This is a genomic window from Arthrobacter sp. PAMC25564, from assembly GCF_004798705.1.
GTDB lineage: Bacteria > Actinomycetota > Actinomycetes > Actinomycetales > Micrococcaceae > Arthrobacter.
Genome location: NZ_CP039290.1, coordinates 3,732,135 through 3,754,713 on the forward strand (window position 1 = coordinate 3,732,135; position 22,579 = coordinate 3,754,713).

At 68.7% G+C, this 22,579-nt stretch carries 18 protein-coding genes; 7 read left to right on the forward strand and 11 right to left on the reverse strand.

Going from position 1 to position 22,579, the window contains the following annotated elements:
- Position 1 precedes the first annotated feature (1 nt).
- Both E5206_RS17285 and rsmI read right to left on the reverse strand, forming a co-directional pair.
- A complete protein-coding gene (locus E5206_RS17285) occupies positions 2–1,501 on the reverse strand; it encodes an NAD-dependent succinate-semialdehyde dehydrogenase (RefSeq protein ID WP_136323560.1) in 1,500 nt (499 codons plus the stop codon).
- 206 nt (positions 1,502–1,707) lie between these two features.
- A complete protein-coding gene (rsmI, locus tag E5206_RS17290; protein WP_136324204.1) occupies positions 1,708–2,559 on the reverse strand; it encodes a 16S rRNA (cytidine(1402)-2'-O)-methyltransferase in 852 nt (283 codons plus the stop codon).
- A 148-nt stretch (positions 2,560–2,707) separates the two neighbouring features.
- Here rsmI and E5206_RS17295 point away from each other — a divergent pair, with 148 nt between their 5' ends.
- Positions 2,708–4,435, forward strand: a complete 1,728-nt coding sequence (locus E5206_RS17295) for a phospholipid carrier-dependent glycosyltransferase (protein ID WP_136323561.1) — start codon at positions 2,708–2,710, stop codon at positions 4,433–4,435.
- An 82-nt stretch (positions 4,436–4,517) separates the two neighbouring features.
- Here the strand turns inward: E5206_RS17295 and E5206_RS17300 are convergent, their stop codons facing one another.
- The 5 genes from E5206_RS17300 to E5206_RS17320 form a co-directional block, all read right to left on the reverse strand.
- Positions 4,518–5,741 carry a TIGR01906 family membrane protein gene (locus E5206_RS17300; protein ID WP_136323562.1) on the reverse strand — a complete coding sequence of 408 codons (1,224 nt, stop codon included), beginning with the start codon at positions 5,739–5,741 and terminating at the stop codon, positions 4,518–4,520.
- 159 nt (positions 5,742–5,900) lie between these two features.
- Entirely contained in the window at positions 5,901–7,124 is a 1,224-nt protein-coding gene (locus E5206_RS17305; protein WP_136323563.1) for an Ig-like domain-containing protein, read from the reverse strand.
- Positions 7,125–7,307: 183 nt separating this feature from the next.
- On the reverse strand, positions 7,308–8,786 hold the full coding sequence (gene ahcY, locus E5206_RS17310; protein ID WP_136323564.1) for an adenosylhomocysteinase: 1,479 nt from the start codon (positions 8,784–8,786) through the stop codon (positions 7,308–7,310).
- A 43-nt stretch (positions 8,787–8,829) separates the two neighbouring features.
- Complete coding sequence (locus E5206_RS17315) at positions 8,830–9,078, reverse strand: Trm112 family protein (protein WP_136323565.1); 249 nt, start codon at positions 9,076–9,078, stop codon at positions 8,830–8,832.
- A gap of 84 nt (positions 9,079–9,162) precedes the next feature.
- On the reverse strand, positions 9,163–9,552 hold the full coding sequence (locus E5206_RS17320; protein WP_136323566.1) for a DUF3499 domain-containing protein: 390 nt from the start codon (positions 9,550–9,552) through the stop codon (positions 9,163–9,165).
- Positions 9,553–9,737: 185 nt separating this feature from the next.
- On the opposite strand from E5206_RS17320, the gene E5206_RS17325 reads away from it, so the two are divergent.
- Positions 9,738–10,280, forward strand: coding sequence for a metallopeptidase family protein (locus E5206_RS17325; protein WP_136323567.1), 543 nt, complete (start codon positions 9,738–9,740; stop codon positions 10,278–10,280).
- Positions 10,281–10,336: 56 nt separating this feature from the next.
- Here the strand turns inward: E5206_RS17325 and E5206_RS17330 are convergent, their stop codons facing one another.
- The 3 genes from E5206_RS17330 to E5206_RS17340 are packed head-to-tail and all read right to left on the reverse strand — an operon-like array spanning position 10,337 to position 15,988.
- Positions 10,337–12,067, reverse strand: coding sequence for a DUF5719 family protein (locus E5206_RS17330; protein WP_240689814.1), 1,731 nt, complete (start codon positions 12,065–12,067; stop codon positions 10,337–10,339).
- Complete coding sequence (locus tag E5206_RS17335; protein WP_136323568.1) at positions 12,060–15,416, reverse strand: glycosyltransferase family 2 protein; 3,357 nt, start codon at positions 15,414–15,416, stop codon at positions 12,060–12,062. The genes E5206_RS17330 and E5206_RS17335 overlap by 8 nt, the downstream gene beginning before the upstream one ends.
- 29 nt (positions 15,417–15,445) lie before the next feature.
- Positions 15,446–15,988: a WhiB family transcriptional regulator gene (locus E5206_RS17340; RefSeq protein ID WP_136323569.1), complete on the reverse strand. Its 543-nt coding sequence runs from the start codon at positions 15,986–15,988 to the stop codon at positions 15,446–15,448.
- A 351-nt stretch (positions 15,989–16,339) separates the two neighbouring features.
- Here E5206_RS17340 and E5206_RS17345 point away from each other — a divergent pair, with 351 nt between their 5' ends.
- A complete protein-coding gene (locus E5206_RS17345; RefSeq protein ID WP_136323570.1) occupies positions 16,340–17,044 on the forward strand; it encodes a TIGR03089 family protein in 705 nt (234 codons plus the stop codon).
- An 8-nt stretch (positions 17,045–17,052) separates the two neighbouring features.
- Here E5206_RS17345 and E5206_RS17350 read toward each other — a convergent pair whose 3' ends face one another.
- Positions 17,053–17,616, reverse strand: a complete 564-nt coding sequence (locus tag E5206_RS17350) for a GtrA family protein (RefSeq protein WP_136323571.1) — start codon at positions 17,614–17,616, stop codon at positions 17,053–17,055.
- 232 nt (positions 17,617–17,848) lie between these two features.
- On the opposite strand from E5206_RS17350, the gene E5206_RS17355 reads away from it, so the two are divergent.
- From E5206_RS17355 to manA, 4 genes are all read left to right on the forward strand, one after another.
- Positions 17,849–18,997 carry a 5-(carboxyamino)imidazole ribonucleotide synthase gene (locus E5206_RS17355; RefSeq protein ID WP_240690205.1) on the forward strand — a complete coding sequence of 383 codons (1,149 nt, stop codon included), beginning with the start codon at positions 17,849–17,851 and terminating at the stop codon, positions 18,995–18,997.
- Between the two features lie 80 nt (positions 18,998–19,077).
- The gene (purE, locus tag E5206_RS17360; protein ID WP_240690206.1) at positions 19,078–19,602 is read left to right on the forward strand and encodes a 5-(carboxyamino)imidazole ribonucleotide mutase; all 525 of its coding nucleotides are present in this window, start codon (positions 19,078–19,080) and stop codon (positions 19,600–19,602) included.
- 10 nt (positions 19,603–19,612) lie between these two features.
- Positions 19,613–21,241, forward strand: coding sequence for an LCP family protein (locus tag E5206_RS17365; protein WP_136323574.1), 1,629 nt, complete (start codon positions 19,613–19,615; stop codon positions 21,239–21,241).
- Between the two features lie 66 nt (positions 21,242–21,307).
- Positions 21,308–22,579: a mannose-6-phosphate isomerase, class I gene (gene manA, locus E5206_RS17370; RefSeq protein ID WP_136323575.1), complete on the forward strand. Its 1,272-nt coding sequence runs from the start codon at positions 21,308–21,310 to the stop codon at positions 22,577–22,579.

Below are 22,579 nucleotides of genomic sequence, written 5' to 3' on the forward strand. Positions count from 1 at the left end.
GCTAGCCGGCGTACGGGTCGGAGATGCCGATGTACTGGGTGTAGAGGTATTCCTCGATGCCTTCGAGCCCGCCCTCACGTCCCAGGCCGGACTGCTTGACGCCGCCGAACGGTGCCGCGGCGTTGGAGATCACCCCTGCGTTCAGGCCCAGCATGCCGGTCTCGAGCCGCTCGCCCATCCGGATGCCGCGGCTCAGGTCCCTCGTGAAGACGTAGGCCACCAGGCCGTATTCGGTGTTGTTGGCCAGCCGGACCGCCTCGTCCTCGGAAGCGAAGGTGATGATCGGGGCGACGGGTCCGAAGATCTCCTCGGACAGGATCCGGGTTCCCTCGGTGACGCCGGTGAGGATGGTCGGCTGGTAGAAGTAGCCGGGGCCCTCGACGGGTCCGCCGCCGATCACCGCGACCGCACCGGCGGAGACGGCGTCGGCGACGAGCGCGTGGACCTTGTCCCGGCTCTTGGCATCAATCAGCGGGCCGACCTTGGAATGTGCTTCGGTGCCGCGGGCGGTCGTCATCTCCGCCATCTTCGCGGCGAACTTCTCCGCGAACTCGCCGGCGACGGACTCGTGGACGATGAAGCGGTTCGCCGCGGTGCAGGCCTCGCCCATGTTCCGCAGCTTCGCGATCATCGCGCCGGCGACGGCGGCGTCGACGTCGGCGTCCTCGAAGACCACGAACGGGGCGTTCCCGCCAAGCTCCATCGAGGTCCGCAGCACGGTTTCGGAGGCGTCGGCGAGCAGGCGGCGGCCGACTTCGGTGGAGCCGGTGAAGGAGAGCTTGCGCAAGCGCTGGTCCTTGATCAGCGGCCCGGTGGTGGCACCGGCGGTGGAGGTGGGGATCACGTTCAGGACGCCGGCGGGCAGGCCGGCCTCCTGCATGACGGCCGCGAAGAGCTGGGAGGTCAGCGGGGTCAGGTTCGCGGACTTCAGCACCATGGTGCAGCCCGCGGCGACGGCCGGGGCGATCTTGCGGGTGGCCATCGCGAGCGGGAAGTTCCACGGCGTGATCAGCAGGCAAGGGCCCACCGGCTTCTTCGTCACCAGCAGCCGGGACTTCCCGTCCGGGGCCACGGAGTAGCGGCCGAACGCACGGACGGCTTCCTCGGAGAACCAGCGCAGGAACTCCGCTCCGTAGGTGACCTCGCCGCGGGCCTCGGCCAGCGGCTTGCCCATCTCAAGGGTCATCAGCAGCGCGAAGTCCTCGGCCCGCTCGGTCACGAGCCCGAAGGCCCGGCGCAGGATTTCGCCGCGTTCCCGCGGCGGGACCTTGGCCCAGGACTCCTGCGCGGCCACGGCGGCGTCCAGCGCCGCAGCACCGTCCTCGGGCCCGGCGTCGGCAATGCCCAGCAGCACCTTGCCCGTCGCCGGGTCCTCGACATCGAAGGTCTTCCCGGACGCAGCCGGACGCCACTGCCCGTTGATCAGCAGGCCGGTCGGTACAGAGGCCAGCAGGGCGCTCTCACGCTCCGCGGTAACAGTGGGCTGGGCAGTTACAGTCACGATGACTCCCTCGTCAGCAGTTTCAGTATGGGTAGGGATCGGGGTTCAGCACCGGCTCCGGAGAACCGGGTCCCGGAGATTCGGCCCCAGGGGACCCGCCAGGATTGCGCTGGATCATTGCCACCGTACTGCCGGATTCTCCGGGCTGTCTACGCTTGGCCGCACTATGCGGGACCTCTGGTGTTGTGCAGCTGCACAACGGAAGATCAGCGTGCGGCAAGGACCGCCGAGTAGAGTTCCCGCTTGCTGACCTTGGCGTCTTCGGCGACCGCGGCAACGGCCTCCTTCAGCCGGATTCCCTGCGCAATGAGCCCGTTAACGGCGGCCACATGGTCTTCCGGCTTGCCGGGCTCCCGTTCCGGAGCTCCGCCCACCACGACGGCGATTTCGCCGCGGACCTCATTGCTCTCGGCCCATTCGAGGAGTTCGAGCAACGTGCCTCGGATGACCTCTTCATACGTCTTGGTCAGTTCGCGGCAGACCGCGGCGCGGCGTTCGGCGCCGAACCGTTCACGCAGGGCCCGCAGCATGGGCTCGAGCCGGTGGGGTGCTTCGAAGAACACCATGGTCCGCCGCTCGGCGTCCAGGTCCGCGAGCCGGGAAGCCCGTTCGCCGGCCTTGCGGGGCAGGAAGCCCTCGAAGCAGAAGCGGTCGGTCGGGAGGCCGGAGAGTGCCAGGGCCGTCAGTACCGCGGACGGCCCGGGGGCGGCCGTGACGGTAAGTCCGGCGGCCACTGCGCCCTCCACGAGGCGGAAGCCGGGATCAGAGACGGACGGCATCCCGGCGTCGGTCACCATCACGAGGGTCTTGCCGGAACGGACCGCTTCCAGCAGCTCGCCGGTCTTGGCCGCTTCATTGTGCTCGTGATAGCTGATGATCCGGCCCACGACGGTGATGCCGAGAGTCTGGACCAGCCGGTGCAGCCGCCGGGTATCCTCGGCCGCGACGATGTCCGCCGTCGAGAGCAGTTCGACCAGCCGCGACGATGCGTCACCCACGTTGCCGATCGGGGTGGCCGCCAGCACGATCCTGCCGGGCCCACCCGACGGAACGGGCAGCGTCGCCGGGCCGGCGTCGGGGGCGGCGCCCGCCCCGCGGTCATCAGCCGGGCTTGCCTCGTCGGAGGGAAAAATCGGGGAGGTGCTCGGTTCATGGTCCACACGACCAGCCTACTGCTGGCAGGAGCGGCCAGCCGCAAAAGGTAGCATGGGCAACGTGACGCAGACCCCCACGCGGACGCTCGAGGCCGGTTCCGCCGGATCGGCGCCCCCAGACGCCGCTACCGGCAAGATCCCCGCAGGACGGAACCTGGAGGGGCACCGCTGGATCAGCCGCCCCTCGGAGGCGTTCACCTCCGAGGCACTGAAAGAGCGCCTGATCGGCAGCATCCAGAGCTGGCGGGACTATCCGCCGTCGCTCCGGCTGTGGTTCTGGCTCATTCCCGTCCTCACGGCTGCCCTCGGCGGCGTCCTGCGCTTCGTCCGACTGGACACGCCCGGCAAACTCGTCTTTGACGAGACCTATTACGTCAAGGACGCCTACTCCTTCCTGGTCAGCGGCTACGAGCGGAGCTGGCCCGACAAGGCCAATGACTCCTTCATGGCCGGCAATCCCGGCGTGCTGCTGGACACCCCCGAGTACGTCGTGCACCCGCCGGTCGGCAAATGGATGATCGCCGCGGGGATGTGGCTGTTCGGCCCGGACAACCCCTTCGGCTGGCGGTTCGGGGCAGCCCTGACCGGGACGCTGTCCATCTTCCTGCTGGCCCTGATCGCCCAGAAGCTCTTCCACTCGCTGACCCTCGGCGCCGTCGCCGGGGTGCTCCTCGCGGTGGACGGCCATCACCTGGTGATGTCCCGGACCTCCCTGCTGGACATCTTCCTGATGTTCTGGCTCCTGGCAGCCTTCGGGGCCCTGCTGATGGACCGCGACGACGGCCGGCGCCGGCTCGCGGAACGGCTCGGCCGCCAGGCGGCCGCCTCCGCCGGCGGCCGCCCCTCCCCTCTCCAGCTCGCCGCCGGCCCATGGTTGGGCATCCGCTGGTGGCGCCTCGCGGCCGGCATCTGCCTGGGCCTTGCGGTGGGCACCAAATGGTCCGCCCTGTTCTTCCTTGCCGGATTCGGCCTGATGACCGTCTTCTGGGACCTGAGCGCGCGCCGGATTGCGGGCGTGCATGGGTGGATCAGCGGCGGCATCCTCAAGGACGGCGTCGGGGCCTTCCTGAGCATCGTCCCCGTCGCCGTCCTGGTGTACACGGCCACCTGGACCGGCTGGTTCCTTTCCAAGGACGCCTACTACCGGCACTGGGCCGAGGCCAATCCCTCGGCCGAATGGGGCTGGCTGCCCAACGCCGTCAGGTCCCTGGCCCACTACCACCTCGAGGCCTACAACTTCCATCAGGGACTCAGCGCGGACCACCCGTACAAGGCCAGCGCCTGGACCTGGCTGGTGATGGGCCGGCCCACCTCCTTCTTCTACGAATCCCCCAAGCAGGGCAGTCCCGGCTGCGACACCGCCAGCTGCACCGCTGCCATCCTCTCGGTCGGCAACCCGGTGATCTGGTGGAGCGCGGCCATCAGCCTGGGTATCCTGCTCTTCTGGTGGGCGGGCCGCCGCGATTGGCGTGCCGGCGCCATCCTCGCCGGGGTAGCGGCGGGCTACCTGCCCTGGTTCATGTACCCCGAACGGACCACCTTCTTCTTCTACGCCGTGTCCTTCGAGCCGTTCCTCGTGCTGGCGCTGGTGTACTGCCTGGGCCTGGTCCTGGGACGCCGGACGGACCCGCCCTGGCGCCGACGTTCCGGGCTGTACCTGGTCACGCTGTTCGTGGTCACGGCCGTGCTGCTCTCCGCGTTTTTCTACCCGGTCTGGACCGCCGAGACGATCACGTACCAGGACTGGCGCTTCAGGATGTGGATGCCCTCCTGGATCTAGGGCAGAAAGCAACGCGGGGTCACTTCCGGCCCATCCCAGGCATCGGGATGGGCCGGAAGTGACCCCGCGTTGCTGTTAAGGCCTATACCGGTTCGTGGTGGTGGCCCTCGTGGGCCGGGTCCGGGGCATCCTCCGGCCCGGCGCCGCCGCCGGCGATCATGTCCCTGGATTTGGAGCCCTTCCCGCGGCTCCCCCTCACAATCCCCTTCGCTGGCCCCGTCTCACGGGCTTCCTTGGCCAGGCCGCGGCGTTTCCTTGTCGGCCACGTAAGAATCAGCGTGAGGAGGGATGTGAGCAGGACAAGGGCGCCGATCACGATTCCGGCGTCCACCCAGAACTGGCCGGGGAAGAGCCGGATCAGGGTGTCCTGCAGGGAAAACGTCCAGGTGCCGTTGGCAAAGAAGATGCGGTGGAACTCGGTGAAGAACTGCTCCCAGCCGAGGGCGGCGAGCGCTCCGAGGCCGATGATGATGACCAGGGCGATGATCGAGCCGGCAAACAGGCCGCGGCGCACTCCCCCGGGACCGCGGCGGCGCAGGTAGATCACGGCGATCAGGCTGAGCAGGATCAGCAGGGCGCCGGCGCCGAAGGTGGACAGGATGACGAGCTTGACGTCGGCCATGTGGCTGACTTCGCCGTCCCTGAACAGCGGTTCCCCGCTGCGGCTGACGAGCTCGCCGAGGTAGCGCGGGCCGGACCAGTTGCTGAGGTAATCCACGGCGTAGGAACCGTAGGTCATCCGGTCATCCGTGTTGAACCCGTAGCCGTCTCCGGGAAAGCCTGGCCGGTTGTATTCGACCCAGAGGAACAGCGGGCTGGTCACGGCGCGGACGGCCAGCACCAGCAGGATCAGCGGGTAGAAGACGGCGAGCAGGACCTGCATCACCCGCGGGGTGATCGGCTTGGCCCTGGCCGCCAGCTCGCGTTCAGCGTTCCGGCGTTCCACATCCTCCTGCGGAGGACGGATCTGCAGGGCGGAGGTGGGCAGCGGCTCGCTGAAGACGGCGTCGTTCCCCTTCCGCGAAGGTCCGACGGCGTCTTCCTGGGCATTCCGGTCGGCCCGGCGTCCCTGCTGGTTCCGGGCGGAAGCGGATTCCTCCGGCACCGGCACCGGGCTCACCGTGGCGGATTCCTCGGGCATTGGGGTGTCCGCCGTCGCACTTTCCGGCGTCGGGTCCGCCGGCGTCGGGTCCGCCGGAATCGCCGAGTGCGGCTTCATCCAGTCGAAGGCGGGTTCGTCGGAGTCATCGGCCGGGTCCAGGTGCGGATCCTGCCGGTTCGGCGGGGTGGGACTTGCGTCAGTCACTGCAGTTTCGCTTCCGTCGGTTTCCGCGCTGCCTGGCCTGCGCCGGGCACCGCTGCTTATCTGCCCCTGAGCCTACCGTCAGGGAACCGGGCTGGACGAGGTGCCACCCCGGCGCCGCGGCAATTGCGCCGGCAGCCGATCCGGCCGGCAAGGACCCGTTCAGTTGGCGTACTGGGCCCAGGGGATGTTCCAGTCCCCGAAGCCGTCGTCGAAGTTGGCGAAATCCCCTTCGGTGTTGATCACCTGGACGACGTCGCCGCTGGTCATGTTGTCGAAGACCCACTTGGCACCGTCCGGACCAAGGCCGATACAGCCGTGCGAGAGGTTGGTTACGCCGATGTAGGGCATCGCGGAGTCCGTGGCCTGGTGGATGAACTCCCCGCTGGGTGTCAGGCGCGTGGCATAGTTGACGTCAAGCTCGCCGTAATACGCCGGGTCGCCCGGCTTGAGCCCGATGCTGGCGGCAGACATGTGCTCCACGCGGTACTTCTCCATCAGCACCAGGAAGCCGCGGGCCGACGGGAACCGCGTGTCACCCATGGTCGCGGGCCACTGGCCGGCTGGCTGGTCGTTGATACTCGCCGTGAAGGTGTGCGCCGTAGCGTCGGCGATAGCGACCTTCTTGTCGCCGATGTGGACCGTGACCTTCTTGTTGAAGTTTCCGATCTGCCCGTTGCCGAGGTCGACCCCGAACAGTTGCATGTCCATGGTGATGGTGCTGTTCGCGGCCCAGAAGGTTTCCGGCCGGTACCTGACCATGGTGTTGCTGAACCAGTGGAAGGCCCCGATCTGGCCTGAACTGGAACTGATCCTGATGGCCTTCTCCACGGCATCCCGGTTCAGCACAGGTTCACTGAACGTGATCTGCAGGGGTTGCGCGACCCCGACCTTCATCCCGTCAAGGGGGTAGATCGCGGCGTCCGCCTCGTTCGCGGCAGACACGGTACCAAAGCTCCGGGTGCTGTTGGATTTCCGTCCGACATTGTCCACCACCGAGTACGTGAAGCTGTAGTGGGTATTGAACTTCAGCACCCCGGACGCCGTCCAGCCGGCGCCGTCGGCGCTCAGCGTCCCTTCCACGGCGTCACCGGTCTCGCTCGTGAGGGCAACGCGTTCGATCCGCCCGCTGCTGACCTTGAGGGAAACCGGAGCCGCGGGATTGACCTGCTTGGCGCCGTCGGCCGGCGATACGGTGAGCTGCGCCGGTGCGACGACGGGGATGGCAAGGCCCGGCGTCGTCCGTTCCGGCCCCGACGCTTCCGAGGCGATGGCGTGGGCCAGCCCCGGGGCCGCTGCCGCGAAGGCTCCGCCACCGGCGGCCAGGGCGCAGACCACCCCCAGAAGGGCGATCTTGCGGCCGGCATTCCAGGTCTTCCGGGCCATCACAGTTCCCGGGTCGTTCCACGCGTCATCCTGCCAGCATAGGCGATTCAGCTCGGAATCCCGGGCACGTTCCGCCACGATCGGGTCACAAAGAGAGGGCTCCGGACCATGGTCCGGAGCCCTCCCGCTGCTGTCGCGGCGGCTGCCGCTGTGCGGCCGCGCCGTCGCGAAACGCGGCGCCTTCTAGTAGCGGTAGTGCTCCGGCTTGTACGGGCCGGCGACGTCCAGATCCAGGTACTCGGCCTGTTCTTTGGACAGCTCGGTCAGTTCAACACCGAGCGCGTCAAGGTGCAGGCGCGCAACCTTCTCGTCCAGGATCTTCGGCAGCACGTAGACCTGCTTTTCGTACTCGCGCGCGCCCTCGGGCTGGTCCCGCTTGGTGAACAGCTCGATCTGCGCGATTGTCTGGTTGGCGAAGGAGTTGCTCATCACGAAGGAGGGGTGACCGGTGGCGTTCCCCAGGTTCAGCAGGCGGCCCTCGGAGAGGACGATGATGGAGCGTTCTTCCGCGGTCCCGGCGTCGAGCACCCACTCGTGCACCTGGGGCTTGATCTCGACCTTCCTGATACCAGGGATCCGGGCCAGTCCGGCCATGTCGATCTCGTTGTCGAAGTGGCCGATGTTGCCCACGATGGCCTTGTCCCGCATCCCGGCCATGTGCTCGGCCATGATGACGTCCTTGTTGCCCGTGGTGGTGATGAAGATGTGGCCTTCGCCGAGGACGGATTCCAGCTTGGACACCTGGTAGCCGTCCATGGCTGCCTGGAGCGCGCAGATCGGGTCGATTTCCGTGACGATCACGCGCGAACCCTGGCCGCGGAACGCCTCCGCGGCGCCCTTGCCGACGTCGCCATAACCGCAGACGACCGCGACCTTGCCGCCCATCAGCACATCGGTGGCGCGGTTGATGCCGTCCGGCAGGGAGTGCCGGATGCCGTACTTGTTATCAAACTTGCTCTTGGTGACCGAGTCGTTGACGTTGATCGCCGGGAATAGCAGCTTGCCCTGCTCCGCGAGCTGGTAGAGGCGGTGCACGCCGGTGGTGGTTTCCTCGGTGACGCCGAGCAGGCGGGAGCCGATGCGGGTCCACTTCTGCGGATCGGCCTGCAGGGACGCGCGCAGCACGTCGAGGAAGACGCGGCCTTCCTCGGATTCGTCCGCCGCGGCGGACGGGACGGCGCCGAGGGCTTCGAATTCAACACCCTTGTGCACCAGCATGGTGGCATCGCCGCCGTCGTCCAGGATCATGTTCGGGCCCAGGTCCGGGTTGCTGTCCGCACCCGGCCAGGAAAGGATCTGCTGGGCAGTCCACCAGTACTCCTCCAGCGTCTCGCCCTTCCATGCGAACACCGGGACGCCCTGCGGGTCCTCAACGGTTCCGGCGCCGACGACGACGGCGGCTGCTGCCTCGTCCTGGGTGGAGAAGATGTTGCAGGAGGCCCAGCGCACCTCGGCGCCGAGCGCGGTGAGGGTCTCGATCAGCACGGCGGTCTGGACCGTCATGTGCAGGGAGCCGGCGATGCGCGCACCCTTGAGCGGCTGGCTGGCGCCGAATTCCTCCCGCAGGGACATGAGTCCCGGCATCTCGTGCTCGGCCAGGCGGATCTGATGGCGGCCCGCCTCGGCCAGGGAGATGTCCGCAATCTTGTAATCGAAAGTCATGTGAGTCCTTTGTTGTAGCCTGCTGGCGGCTCGGTGGGGGTGGCTAGTTGGCGGCGGGGAGGGGCCCGGCGTCGTGCTGGCCCGCGTCGTGCTGATCGGCGGCGGCCGCGGCGGCAGCCGGGAGCAGCTCGGGCGGCAGCAGCAGGGGGATGCCGTCTTCGATCGTGTAGCGCAGCTTCTGCCCGGAGTCATCGGCGGAAGTGGTCACGAGTTCCTCGCCGTCCTGCACCAGCGGGGATCCGGTCACGGGGCATCGAAGGACAGACAACAGTTCGGGACTGAGCTTTGGCATAGTGATCGCTCCCTGGTGGGCGCCGCGACAGGCGCCGGTGGCTTTACGGATTTTGCAGTTCCCAGCCTACCGCCAGTTCGCGGCTCACGAAGGTTCGCGCAGGACGCGCAGATGCCCCCGTCGTGTGCCCTCGGCGACGGCCGGAGCCTCGAGCGCGGGGTGCAGGGTGCGCTGCCCCTTGACCGGCTCCGTCGCTGCGGGGCGGGCGGCTGCCTCACGGACGGCGTTGGCCAGGGCCAGCAGGTCGTCGGGACCGGGACCTGCAGGGGTTGCCGGCATCGCGAGGCGCATCACTTCCCAGCCGCGGGGAACAGTCAGGGAATCAGCATGCTGTTGACACAGGTCGTAACAGTGTGGCTCGGCGTACGTTGCCAGCGGTCCCAGAACAGCGGTGGAGTCGGCGTAGACGTACGTCAAAGTGGCCACCGCTGAATTGCGGCAGGCTGACCTTGAACAGAGACGTATTGCACCCACGACATCAGAGACTACTCCCCCCGGCCGCCGGAACCGCGCATTGAAACGCCCGGCCCGGTTAAATCCGGCGGCCGGGCCTGGCAGAACCGGCAGGCGCCCGCACAGGCTCCGCTGCGGCCGGTTCGGCGGCGGGTCGCGGCGGGCGCCATATCGCGTATTTCATCCGCCGGGTTTAGAGTCAAGATATGCAGTCATCGCACCAAGATCCGGGTTTTACGGTCCGCTTGGCTGACCCCGCCACCGGACGTGCCGCGGCCGGTTCCGTTTCCGCTGGAACCGTCCCGGAGGGCACCGTCAAGGGAAAGAGTTTCCGGCAACGCCGCAGGAACAGGCATGGCCGGGGATTGCGCGGCGAACTCATGCTGCCGACCTTGCCGGCCTACCGGACGCGCTCCGATATCTTCGACGACCTGGTCCTGGATTCCGCCCAACGGCTGCACGACATCTGGGGCAAGCCCCTGGATGGCGTCCGCTTTGCCGTGGAGGAAATTCCTCCGGGGCTGGAGAAGCTTGTGGCGGACCGCACGCCCGCGCCGATGGGCGCCTACTCCCCGGCCACCGCGGAGGAGGGCCCTGTCATCACCTTGTACCGCCGCGTGGTTGAGCAGGCGTGCGGCGGCAGGGAGGAACTCCAGGACCTGGTGCACGACGTCGTTGTGGAGCACACGGCCGAAATGCTGGGTGTGCCGCCCGAATCGCTGGACCCGGTGTACCGCCGGCGGTACTAGCCGGCTGGAACCGGCGCAGCAGCCGCCACCTGGCCTGAAACCCGCAGGCACCTGCCCTAATACCCCAGGGTGACCGGAACCTGTTCCTGGCCTGAGACACCGGGGGCGATGGCGATCGTTGATATATCCTGCTTGCCGTCCTGCTCGAGCAGCACCGCCCCGTAGGCGGGGTCCCCTGCGGCGGAGACCAGGTAGCCCACAAGCGGTGAACCGTCGGCATCGGCGGGGACCTTGATGGAAGCGGTAGTGCCACCGGCGATGTCGGCGGCGGCCGCGGTCCCGATCTTCCCGTCCGCGGTAATCGGCGAATAGGAGATCCTGGCCCTGCCTTCCGGCGCCCCGAATACCAGGTACCGGTCCCCCGTCCGGGGTACAGGAACCACGTGCTGGCTTCCGAGCCGGGCCGAGGCGGGCGAGAACGCGATGTCAGTCGCGTCCTCGGACTTGAGCCCCCTCGTGACGCGCGCGCCGGCGGTGAAGGAGACATCCGAGCTGGCGGCGACGGTATACAGACCGGCGGGCACACCGGCCAGCGAAACTTCCGTGACGGCGCCCGCCTTTGCCGTGACCACGCCGCCGCCGGGCAGTGCCTTCTGGCCGTCACGGCCGTACAGCTTGATTTCCACGACCGCGTCGGAGGACCCGGGCACGGTCAGCTGCAGGGCAGGTCCGGCATCGGCGAAGCCGGGCTTGGCTGTGAGCGCCGCCAGACCGGCCGGATCCTGGATGTCGACGCCGGAGAGCACCTGGTGGACGGCCGGGGCCGTGCCCGGAGCGATGAAGTCGACGCCTCCCGGCGTGAGTCCGCGGAGCGCACTTTGCTGGATGACGGCAGACACCGGGCCCCCGGCGCTGCGTACCCGGACGCTGAGCCGGTCCTGGCCCGGAGCCAGCCCTGCCAGGATGACGGAGCGGGTGCTGTCCGGTCCCACCAGGAGGCCGCGGCTCCCCGGAGCCTGGATCAGGCCCTTGGCGCCGAAGAGGTCCAGGCTCACCGTGGCGGGGGTGCCGGAGGCATTGCTGAGGTTCAGGACCGAGGTCCGGCCCAAGGCCGTGTCCGCCCCGGACAGCCAGAGATCATTGGCGGGCTGCTGGCAGGCCGCTGCGGCGGACCCGCGGAGGTCTCCGTCGCCGGCCGTGTAGTTCATGACGGCCCCGGCGGCCGCCTGGCGGTTTGCCTGGGCATCGGCGCTCAGCACACTGACGGCGTCCACCTCGCGCTGGGACACCACGCCTGCCACCGGCACAGGCGGCCCGGCGGCCGGAGTGGCAGGGGGCGCCGCCGTCGCCTTGGCGAGCTCCACGAGGGGACTGCCCTTGAGCGGCGCCAGCCGGCTTCCGGGGAGCACGCCCGTGCCTGAGCTGAGCACGATTGCGTTCACCGAAGTCTTGGCGCTGGCGGACTCCGGGCTGAACTGGGGATCGGAGCCCACCGCCGTGCCTTCGAGCAACCGCGCCGGGCCCGGGCAGACTCCGGTGCTGCTGCCGGCCGGCACGGCCGTCAGGGGTGCCTCGAGTTGCCTGCTGGCCGGGCCCTGGGGCGACAGCGCCGCCGCGGAGACCAGTCCGCCGCCCGCCGCGACGAGGATCAGGGCGGACAGGACCCGCGCCACGGTCCCGCCCCGCGGGGATCCCTTCGGACGCGGACCCTTTCGGGCCGCCGCCTTCTTCGTCCCTTTGGTCCGCGTGGGTGGCCGGCCGGCTGTGTCCGCGTGGGCGGATGGGACCAGCGGCTCCGGGGCCGCTGCGGAATCGTTCTGCGCCGCTGCGGCGCCGTCCTTATGCATGCTGGTGTTCCTTTCGCAGGGAGCCTTCGTCCCTGGAGAGGCCCGTGTTCGGCCGGCGGGCCGGCATGGGAATGGCGAGCAGAATGGTCAGGCCGATCACGACGGTCTGGGCAATCCCGGCCCACAGGGCCCAGGGCGCTTCGTACCGGATACTCAGTTGGCCGCCCCCTGGGGGCAGCGTGAACGCCTGCGCCCACCCCGAGGTCGTGGCAGTCAGGGGCCGGCCGTCGAGCCAGGCGCTCCAGCCCGGATCGGCACGCTCGGCGAGGACGACGAGCCGGCCTTCGGGGCCGCCCGGCACTTCGGCCGCGGCCGGGACTGCCTCGGACGGGAGCAGCCCGATCGTAGCCCCCGCACCGTCGACGATCCGTACCCGGTGTGCGACGTCGGCGGCCCCGACCACCGGCTGGTTCAGCGGGCTGATCCGCCAGAGCCAGCCGACGTCGGTCTGGCCGACGGCGACAAGTCCTGGCACGGCGTCCATCCGGCTGGCCGTCAGCTGGGCAGCACTGTCCGAGGCCCGCAGGACCACGAAACCGACGCCGAGCTGTTCGAGGTCGTCCCGGGGGTCCACGCCCTGTCCGGCAACGATCATGGCGACGACGCTGCGGAGGGATCCGGCGACGGCGTCATCGTCCCGGACTCCCTCGTGTCCCGGCTCGCCGATGATGTTGCGGGCCGCGGCGATCGTGGACAGCGCGTCCAGGGTAGTGCCGGCGCCCCGAATGACCGAGGCGCTGTAGCTTCCGTTCTCGCTGGCGGAGATCAGCAGGGTCTTGGTCTGTTCCGGTCCTTCGCCGCGGTCGATGGCGGTGGCCGGGAGCGTGCGGGCCTTGGCCGGCTGGACCAGCCGGGATGTGCCCAGGCTGCCGGTGCCGGCCACGGATTCCGCCGGTCCAGTCGGCTGCAGCAGATTCTGGGCAGCCCAGGCGGTGAGGCCCGCCAGCGGACCTGCCAGCAGGAGGACCAGGCCGACGACGGCCGTGGCGCGGAACAGGAACTTGCGGCCCAGTCCAGCAGCGGCGGCCCGGTCAGCCGAGTCCAGCAGTCCGTCAAGCCCGATCAGGGCGGCTCCGAGCAGCGCAAACGCGGCGGCGGAAACGGTAGGTCCGGTGAACGGCGTGACCAGGACTTCGGTGCCGGCACCCGTGGCGACGTGTCCTGCAAGCCAGCCTCCGGCCAGCATGAGGACTGCCGCGGCCCAGAGGCACTGTGCGATCCGGGACGGCCGTCCCGGACCCAGGCGGCCGGGCAGGAACAGGGCGGCAAGAGCCAGCAGCAGCACGGGGAGCCCGGCGAGCAGGGCCAGCAGGAGCGCCCAGGGCACTCCTCCCGCGGACCCTCCGAAAACTGCCAGTCCGGTCAGGCCGCCATCGGACGCAAAACCAAGCGGCTGGCCCAGGACCTGCTGCCAGAGCGGTGCCGCGTCGAAGCCCAGCGGCATTCCCGGGTCCGCCAGCGCGGCCCGGGGGCTGTCGATGACGGAAAAGACGAACGGAACAAACAGGGCGAGGCTGGGCAGCAGCGTCCACCAAAGAGTGCGGCCCCGGCGGCCGAGCAGGACCCCGCACAGCGCCACGACGATCACAGCGGGCACCAGCAGCGAGGGTGCCGAGGCGGTGACCAGGGCGAGGACCAGCCCGGCGGCAGCCGCAGCGGTCCAGGACGGAGTGCCGTTGATTCCGGGCCTGGCGGGAGGCGCCTGGGTGAAGCGCCGCTCCCCGGGGGCCGGAACGGCATAGTTGCCGCGGCCCGCGGCCGTGCCGGTTGCCCGCAGCAGTGCGAGGACCAGCAGGGGCATCATGACGTGGGCCAGCAGCGCGCCCACGCGTCCCTGGTTAAGTGCCACCTGAAGGGCCGGCGCGGCAGCCCAGACAAGGCCGGCTGCCAGCCGGAGCCGTCGCCGCTGCGTGAGGGCGCCGGCGGCGAACCAGGCGCCCAGCGCGGATAGTGGCATGGCAAGGATCAGGAGCCAGATCATGGCACCGTTGGCGTCGCCGGCGCCGAGCACGCCCAGCACCCAGAGGACGTAGCCGAAGGGATCGCCATGGCCGGGAAGGCCGGCGCCGAGGGTGATCCACCAGCCCGAGGCATGGTTCCAGATCTCGGCCAGCCGGGCGGAAACGGGGATCAGCGCGCCGCCGGAGACTGCCTCGGCCCGGAACAGGCTGAGCTGGCCGGCCAGCGAGAGGGCCGCGGTGACGAGGACCGCGAGCAGTGCGCCGTTGCCGACCCAGCCGCGCTCGGACGTGGTGAGGGCGGCGAAGTCGTCGGCCGAGTCCCCGCTGGGCTGTTCGGCCAGCGGGTCGTGGCCCGGCAGCCCCACCCTCGCCTCGTCCGATCCCCAGGCCTCCATCAGGGAGCGCCGGTGGGCCCAGACCTCACGCCGTGGCGTCTGCAGCCCCTTGATGACGGACCGCCGGATGCGGCGGGTGCGGGCAGCGTTGCGGCGGCCGCGGATCACGGCGGCCGGGCGGCCCAGCGCGGCAAAGGTCGCGAGCAACTGGGAGAATCCGTGCCCCGGGTCCTTGACGGCGATGCTGAGGACCAGTTTGAACAGGCTCCCCAGGAGCGAGCCGAGGGCGTGCAACGGAACTTTCCAGCCGGCCGCATGCTTGAGCCGCAGGTAGACCTGGGCCTTGCGCGCCGCCACCGCATTTCCCAGGGCATGGGGGCGGTGGGACACGTGGAACATCTTCGCGCCGGGGACCACAACGACGCGGTGTCCGGCCAGCCGGTTGCGCCAGCAGAAGTCGACGTCGTCGCCGCTTCCCGGAAGGGCCGGGTCGAAGCCTTGGAGGTCTTCCCAGACATCCCGGCGGATCAGCATGCCGGCGGAGTTCACGGCGAAGGTGTCGCTGCGGCCGTCGTACTGCCCCTGGTCCAGCTCGTCGGCGTCGATCAGCGTCAGCCGTTCGGCCCAGCGGCTCGTGGACAGGCCGACGTCGATCAGCCGCCGCGTGGCGTGCCAGTCCAGCTGCTTGCAGCCGGCCACGGTGACGGACGGTGCCCGCTCGACGGCACGGAGGAGCTCGGCCAGGGCTTCGGGTGCCGGCGCGGCGTCGTCGTGCAGCAGCCAGATCCATTCGGAACCCGGCCGCCCAGCCGGACTGCCGTCCGCGGGCCAGGGCGCCAGCAAGCTGAGCCCGGCCATGACGGCTCCGCCCATGCCGCTCCTGGCCTGGTCGAAAACGGTGACGTTGGCCGTGCCGAATGCCTGTTGGAGGAGGGCGGCCGAGTGGTCACGGGAACCGGTATCGACCCCGATAAACGCATCCGCCGGCCGGGTCTGGCCCGCCAGCGCCGCCAGGGTCCTGGGGAGAAAGTCACCGCCGTCGTGGGAGACCACGATGGCGGTGACTCGTACTTCCTGAAGAATTAGATTGCTCGCTTCCTAAGCCGACGGCGCTCGCGCTCGGAGAGGCCACCCCAGATGCCGAATCGCTCGTCGTTGGACAAGGCATATTCGAGGCACTGGGAACGCACGTTGCAGGCTCCGCAGACCCTCTTGGCGTCCCGCGTTGAGCCACCCTTTTCAGGGAAGAAGGCTTCCGGGTCCGTCTGGGCGCAGAGTGCATCGGTCTGCCAGCCGAGCTCGCCTTCGTCGTCGAAATCCTGCCGGGAAGGCAACCCGATCCAGACCGGCTGCGTGCTGGGGACGGCGTGTAGCGTGCGGAGTTCCATCGGCGGGTCAAGCGGATCGTTGTCCTGATCCGGCCCGGACACCAGCTCATCGTGCGCTGCGAGGAAGGCGGTGGCGGCATCCTGCAAGGAGTCCCGCGCGTGTTCGTTGTAGCGGTCTGCCGCGTCCGGATCGGCCGGATCCACATACCAGTCAGTCGGCACTCCGCGTGAACGGTATTTCGCCGTGGCCTGGCCGGCAACGACGGCATCTTCATGGATACGCTCTGCTAGCCCCATTGGCGTTCCCTCTCTGATTTTGCAGCCTTTGACTGAGACCTGGACACTCGGTTGTGGTCCGGTTTATGCGCATTGGCCTTCGATACCTAATTACACGTGTGTAAGTATCCGGGAGTCAAGCCACGGCGGGGATAATAATCAACCGGGGAGGCAAAGCGGGGGCACGCCACGCCCGGGGTTTTTCGACACGCCCGCCACGAAGCCGCAGGTTCATTAGAGTACACAGTACTTGTGTCGGCTTTTGTTGAATTTCCGGGGAATTTTAGGCAACCGCCCTCCACTGTCCGGACAAATTCTTAGGTGCCCTTATGACACAGATCACTGCAGTCCGGACCGTGGCAAGATGAAGGCATGACCATCCCGGCAATTGAACTGATGACAGCCCTGCGTTCGGGCCAGTCCACCTCCCCCCGGCTCACCTGGTACGGCCCGGACTCGGAGCGCGTCGAACTCTCGGGCCGGGTGCTGGACAACTGGGTGGCCAAGACGAGCAACCTGCTGCAGGACGAACTCGACGCCGAGCCGGGAACCCGCCTGCGGCTGGATCTGCCGGCCCACTGGAAATCGCTGATCTTGGCCCTGGCGGCCTGGCAGCTCGGAATGGAGGTGGTCTTCGACGACGCGGCGGCCGAGCTCCTGGCCACCGCAGACCCTGGCCCGGGCGCGGCGGCGGGAGCCTTCGATGCCGTGCTGGCAGTGGCGTTGCCCGCGTTGGCCATGCGGTGGCCGGGCGAGTTGCCCTCCGGCGTCGTGGACTATGCCGCGGAGGTGCGTTCGCACGGCGACGTCTTCATTCCCCATGTGGACCCGGAGGCATCGCGGCGCGCGGTGCTGACCGCGGCGGGTGCCGTGCACACGCACGGGGAACTGCTGCAACGATTCGCGGCAATCCACGACGGCGCTCCGCGGCTGCTGGTTCCGGCCGGCGACGGGCTGGAGGCCGCCCTGGCCCAGTCATTGGGCGCCTGGCGGAGCAACGGCTCGGTGGTGCTGGTGCACCCCGACGTCGAGGTGACGGAAAGATTGCTCGGTGACGAACGCGTCCACGGGCGCTGAAACCCCGCCTAGGCCTTGGGGCCGGGCAGCTCCGGATCCGCGACGGACTGCTTCGGGACCGTAACGCCCGGCTGCGTGTGCGGATGCCGGTCGATGATCTCGTGGTCATGGGAGAACTCGGGCTCGTCATCGAGTTCCTTGTTGAACACCAGGAAGCGGTAGGCGAAGAAGCGCACGACGGTCGCCACGAGGATGCCGACGATCCCGGCCGAGAAGAGCATGTTCTTGTCCGTGATGCCCAGGCTGTACTTGGCGAGCGCGGTGAAGCCTGTGGAGATGCCGATGCCAATGCCGTTGATCAGGATGAACATCACGAACTCGCGCAGCACATTGTCCTGGCGGCGGTGACGGAAGGTCCAGAAGCGGTTCGCGATCCAGGAGAAGACCGTCGCGACGCTGGCCCCGAAGAAGCGCGCTTTTGCCTCACTGTCGGTCATGGGGCCGTGCATCAGGTAAAAGGTGAGTCCGTTGTCAATGATGAACGCGATGGCGCCGACTGCGCCGAACTTGGCCACTTCGCGCCAGAAAAGCGACGCTAATCCGCGCATGCGTTCAGTAAGTGAATTAATCATGACCCTCCGTGGCCTGCTGGAACTGTCGGCCTTCGGGCCAACTGCCCATTTTAGCGCCGATTCCCGGGAGCCCGCCCCGAAGACGCCCTGAAGACGCCCCAAGGGAGCGCCCCACAGCAGCTGATTGCGGCGCCGGGCGGGGTAAAAGCCGGGAAACCGCGAGGTTTTCGGTAGGCTGGGGCTTGTGAATTTTCCTGTAATCGGTGTTGTTGGCGGCGGCCAGCTAGCCCGTATGATGGCCCCTGCCGCCACCGCCCTGGGCTTCGAGCTCCGTGTCCTTGCGGAGGCCGACGACGTCTCCGCCGTCGCTGCCGTGGCCACCGCGCCGGTCGGCGACTATACGGACCTGGACCACCTGCTCGAGTTCTCCCGCGGCCTGGACGTGCTGACCTTCGACCACGAGCATGTCCCCACGGAGCACCTGCGCTCCCTGATCCGGGCCGGTGTCAACGTCCACCCCGGCCCGGATGCCCTGGTCAACGCCCAGGACAAGCTGGTGATGCGCGCCGCCATCGACAGGCTGGAGCTCCCCAACCCCCGCTGGGCCCCGGTGGCCGACGTGTCGGAGCTGATCGCCTTCGGCGAGGACACCGGCTGGCCGGTGGTCCTGAAGATGCCCCGTGGCGGCTACGACGGCAAGGGCGTGCGGATCGTCTCCTCGGCAGCGGACGCCGCGGAAACATCGGCCTGGTTCGATGCCATGGCTCCCCTGCTGGCCGAAGCCAAGGTGGAGTTCAGCCGCGAGCTCTCGGCCCTGGTCGCACGGACCCCTGACGGTGAGTGCCGGGCCTGGCCTGTGGTGCACACCATCCAGGTCGACGGCGTCTGCGACGAAGTGATCGCCCCTGCTTTGGACATCCCGCTTGAGGTGGCCGCGGCTGCCGAAAACGCGGCCATCAGGATCGCGAACGAGCTGGGCGTTACCGGCGTCATGGCCGTTGAATTGTTCGAAACCCCGGGCGTCGGCGCCGGCTTCCTGATCAACGAACTTGCCATGCGCCCGCACAACACCGGCCACTGGACCCAGGACGGCTCGGTCACGAGCCAGTTTGAACAGCATCTGCGGGCCATCCTGAACCTGCCGCTCGGAGCCACGGACGTCCTCGGTCCCGTCGTCGTCATGAAGAACTTCCTCGGCGGGGACAACCAGGACCTCTTTTCCGCCTACCCTGCCGCCCTTGCCAGCGAACCTGCCGCGAAGGTCCACTGCTACGGCAAGGCCGTGCGGCCCGGCCGGAAGATCGGCCACGTCAACCTGGTCGGCACATCGGCCGCCGACGTCGACTCCGTCCGGCACCGCGCCACCACCGTGGCCGACATTATCCGGAACGGACCGGCCAGCGCCGTCGCCAACCCGGGAACTTCCGAGGAGAACGCATGAGCGCCAGCATCGAGCCGCACGACTCCGCAGCACGGGACACCGGAGAGCCGGCCGACGCGGCCCCGGTCGTGGGCCTGGTGATGGGCTCCGACTCGGACTGGCCCGTCATGGAAGCCGCCGCCGAGGCCCTCGCCGAGTTCGGCATCCCCTTCGAGGCCGACGTCGTCTCGGCCCACCGGATGCCCACCGAGATGATCCGTTACGGGCAGACCGCACATAAGCGGGGCCTGCGCATCATCATTGCCGGCGCCGGCGGTGCCGCCCATCTTCCGGGCATGCTCGCCTCCGTCACCCCGCTGCCGGTGATCGGCGTTCCCGTGCCGCTGAAGACCCTCGACGGCATGGATTCGCTGCTGTCCATCGTGCAGATGCCGGCCGGTGTGCCGGTCGCCACCGTTTCGATCGGCGGCGCACGGAACGCCGGGCTGCTGGCAGCGCGCATCCTGGCCTCGGGAACCGACCACCTCGCGGCACAGCTCCGGGCCGATCTGCTGGATTTCTCGCAGGAACTCAACGACGTCGCCACCCGCAAGGGCGCCGCGCTGCGGCGCAAGGTGGCCGAAGTCTTCTCCGACGGAAACGTCACGACGCGGGGCAGCCGTTAAGGATCACCACATGACCAACAGTTACGCCCCGCCTCAGCAGGACATCGGGCAGCCGAAGCGGGCCCTGACGGACCCGGTCCGTCACCCCTCGGGGGCACCGGCCCCGGTGCTGACCAAGCGGGCCTTCGCCCTGGTCCTGATGACGCTGCTGCTCCCCGGCAGCGCCCAGACGGTCGCGGGCAGCCACCGGCTGGGACGGATCGCGCTGCGGGCCACCTTCACCGTCTGGGTGCTCGTTATCGCGGCGGCCGCACTGCTCCTGCTCAGCCGCTCCACGCTGATCAGCCTGGTCACCAATCCTCTCGCCTCGCTCCTGCTGGTAATCGGGCTCGCCGCGCTGGCCATCGGCTGGGCAGCACTGTTCGTCAACACGCTCCGACTGATCCGGCCGGTGCTGCTCGCGCCCGGGATCCGCCCCGCCGCCGTCGGGGCCCTCGTGCTGGCCATGGTTCTCAGCAGCGGCTCCCTGGGCTACGCCGCCTACCTGCTCAACGTCGGCCGTGACGCCATCGGCAGCATCTTCTCCTCCGACGGCCCCGCCATCGCCCCGTCGGACGGCCGGTACAACTTCCTGATGATGGGCGGCGACGCCGGAGCGGACCGCACCGGACGGCGTCCGGACAGCCTCTCGGTCATCAGCGTCGATGCCAAGACCGGGAAAACATCCATCATCTCGGTGCCACGCAACCTGCAGAATGCGCAGTTCAGCGAAGATTCCCCGATGCGCAAGATCTACCCCGACGGCTACAACTGCGGCGACGAATGCCTCATCAACGCCATCAACACCGAGGTCACCAACGAGCACCAGGACCTCTACCCCGGCGTTGACGACCCGGGCGCGCAGGCCACGCTCGAGGCCGTGTCCGGGACCCTGGGCATCAAGGTCCAGGCCTATGTGCTCGTGGACATGGACGGTTTCTCCAAGCTCATCGATGCCATGGGCGGCATCCGCATCAGGGCCGGCGGCTGGGTCCCGCTCAGCGGAGACATGATCGATGAGGCCAACGGCATCCACGGGATGCCCACCGGCTGGATCCCGGCGGGCGATCAGAAGCTCGATGGCTACCACGCCCTCTGGTACGGCCGTTCGCGCGAGTTCGTGGACGACTACGCCCGGATCCAGCGGCAGCAGTGCGTCCAGCAGGCGATGCTGAAGCAGCTGGATCCCGCCACCCTGCTGTCCAAGTTCGAGGACATCGCCAAGGCCGGCACCAAGGTGGTCGAGTCGAACATCTCCGCCAGCCAGCTCGGCAGCTTCGTGGACCTGGCCATGAAGGCCAAGGGCCAGGACATGAGCCGCCTGACGATCGGGCCGCCGGACTTCGACGCGGCCTTCTCCACGACCCCGGACTTCGATGTCATCCATGATCGCGTCCACCAACTCCTGGGCTCCGGCCCCTCGGCCGGAGCCGCGGAGGACACCCTCCGCGTGCCGGGCACCGCGCCCGGGCCGCTCTCGGCGGCAGGGGCCACGCCGAAGACGCCGCCTGCGCCGTCGACCCCGGACTTCACACCGGTGACCACCACGCCCGAGGGCGAGCCGATCACCGAGGAGATGCTCAACCAGTTCAAGCGTGACGGGGACGAGCAGTCGATCCGCAACCTGGTTGCCACCAACGGCCAGTGCGCACCGCTCTGATTCCGGGACTATTGCGCCGCACGCCCGGACGTGACCAAACTTCCCTGCACAGACAAGGATCTGCCCATGTACGAACTGCACAACGTCCTCCGGCCGTACGCCTGGGGATCCACCACCGCGATCGCCGGGCTGCTCGGGAGGCCTCCCTCGGGTGGGCCGGAGGCCGAACTCTGGATCGGCGCGCATCCGGATTCCCCGTCCGCCGTTGTGCAGCCGGCCGCTGCCGGCGGCGCTGACGGCGACGAGAAGTTAGGGCTGGACGAGCTGATCGCCGAAGACCCGGAACACCATCTGGGGTCTGCCAGCGTCGCCGAATTCGGTCCCCGCCTGCCGTTCCTGCTCAAGATCCTGGCCGCCGAGAGTCCATTGTCGCTGCAGGTTCATCCCACGCTCGCCCAGGCCCGGGCAGGATTCGCCCGGGAGGAAGCTGCCGGCGTGGACCACGCGGACCCAGCGCGCAACTACAAAGATGACAACCACAAGCCGGAGATGATCCTGGCGCTGACACCGTTCGAGTCGCTGTGCGGCTTCCGGCCGGCCGCAGACTCACGCCAGGTCTTTGAACATCTCGTGGCGTGCTTCAACCTCGCCGGACTCGAAGTCCCGCCGCTGCTCCCCCGCCTGATGGAGGATCTCGCCGGGACCGACGAGCCGGCGGCCCTCCGGGCCGCCTTCGAGCGCCTGATCGCCGGCGGGCCGGATGTCATAGACGCAACGGCCCGCGTGACCGCGGCCCTCGTGTCCGGAGCGCCGATGTCCGGCCACGAGGCGGAGCTCTCGACTGTCATCCACCTCAGCAGCCAATACCCCGGGGATCCCGGCGTGCTCATCTCGCTGCTGCTGAACCGGGTTTCGCTCAAGCCCGGGCAGGCCGTGTACCTGCCGGCCGGCAAAGTCCATTCCTACCTGCATGGCCTCGGGGTCGAGGTGATGGCGTCCTCGGACAACGTGCTCCGCGGCGGCCTCACGCCGAAGTTCGTGGACGTCCCTGAGCTGCTCAAGACCATTGCCTTCGAAGCGGTCGGCGTGCCGTTGCTGAACCCGGCAACCTCCCCGCTGGGCCAGGAACTCTTCTGCCCGCCATTCCGGGAATTCCAGCTGCAGCGGATAGAGCTGGAGCCCGGGGCCGGGCCTGTGCCGCTGGCGCAGTCCGGAGCCGCCGTCATCCTCGTCGTCTCAGGGTCCGTCCTGCTCGATTCGCCCAAGGGCGACCTCCAGCTGTGCCGCGGCGCCAGTGCATTCCTGCCTGCGGCCGAGGCCCCGGTCAACGTGCACGCCGTCGCCGGCGCCACCGGAACCGCCCTGGCCTTTGCCGTCACTACCGCCCTGAAAGCCTGA

Bases quoted from the DNA above. Each gene is read 5' to 3' on its own strand.
- E5206_RS17295 (WP_136323561.1), top strand. From the start codon at position 2,708: ATGGGCAACGTGACGCAGACCCCCACGCGGACGCTCGAGGCCGGTTCC.
- E5206_RS17305 (WP_136323563.1), bottom strand. From the start codon at position 7,124: ATGGCCCGGAAGACCTGGAATGCCGGCCGCAAGATCGCCCTTCTGGGG.
- ahcY (WP_136323564.1), bottom strand. From the start codon at position 8,786: ATGACTTTCGATTACAAGATTGCGGACATCTCCCTGGCCGAGGCGGGC.
- E5206_RS17315 (WP_136323565.1), bottom strand. From the start codon at position 9,078: ATGCCAAAGCTCAGTCCCGAACTGTTGTCTGTCCTTCGATGCCCCGTG.
- E5206_RS17325 (WP_136323567.1), top strand. From the start codon at position 9,738: ATGCAGTCATCGCACCAAGATCCGGGTTTTACGGTCCGCTTGGCTGAC.
- E5206_RS17330 (WP_240689814.1), bottom strand. From the start codon at position 12,067: ATGCATAAGGACGGCGCCGCAGCGGCGCAGAACGATTCCGCAGCGGCC.
- E5206_RS17340 (WP_136323569.1), bottom strand. From the start codon at position 15,988: ATGGGGCTAGCAGAGCGTATCCATGAAGATGCCGTCGTTGCCGGCCAG.
- E5206_RS17345 (WP_136323570.1), top strand. From the start codon at position 16,340: ATGACCATCCCGGCAATTGAACTGATGACAGCCCTGCGTTCGGGCCAG.
- E5206_RS17350 (WP_136323571.1), bottom strand. From the start codon at position 17,616: ATGATTAATTCACTTACTGAACGCATGCGCGGATTAGCGTCGCTTTTC.
- E5206_RS17355 (WP_240690205.1), top strand. From the start codon at position 17,849: ATGATGGCCCCTGCCGCCACCGCCCTGGGCTTCGAGCTCCGTGTCCTT.
- purE (WP_240690206.1), top strand. From the start codon at position 19,078: ATGGGCTCCGACTCGGACTGGCCCGTCATGGAAGCCGCCGCCGAGGCC.
- E5206_RS17365 (WP_136323574.1), top strand. From the start codon at position 19,613: ATGACCAACAGTTACGCCCCGCCTCAGCAGGACATCGGGCAGCCGAAG.
- manA (WP_136323575.1), top strand. From the start codon at position 21,308: ATGTACGAACTGCACAACGTCCTCCGGCCGTACGCCTGGGGATCCACC.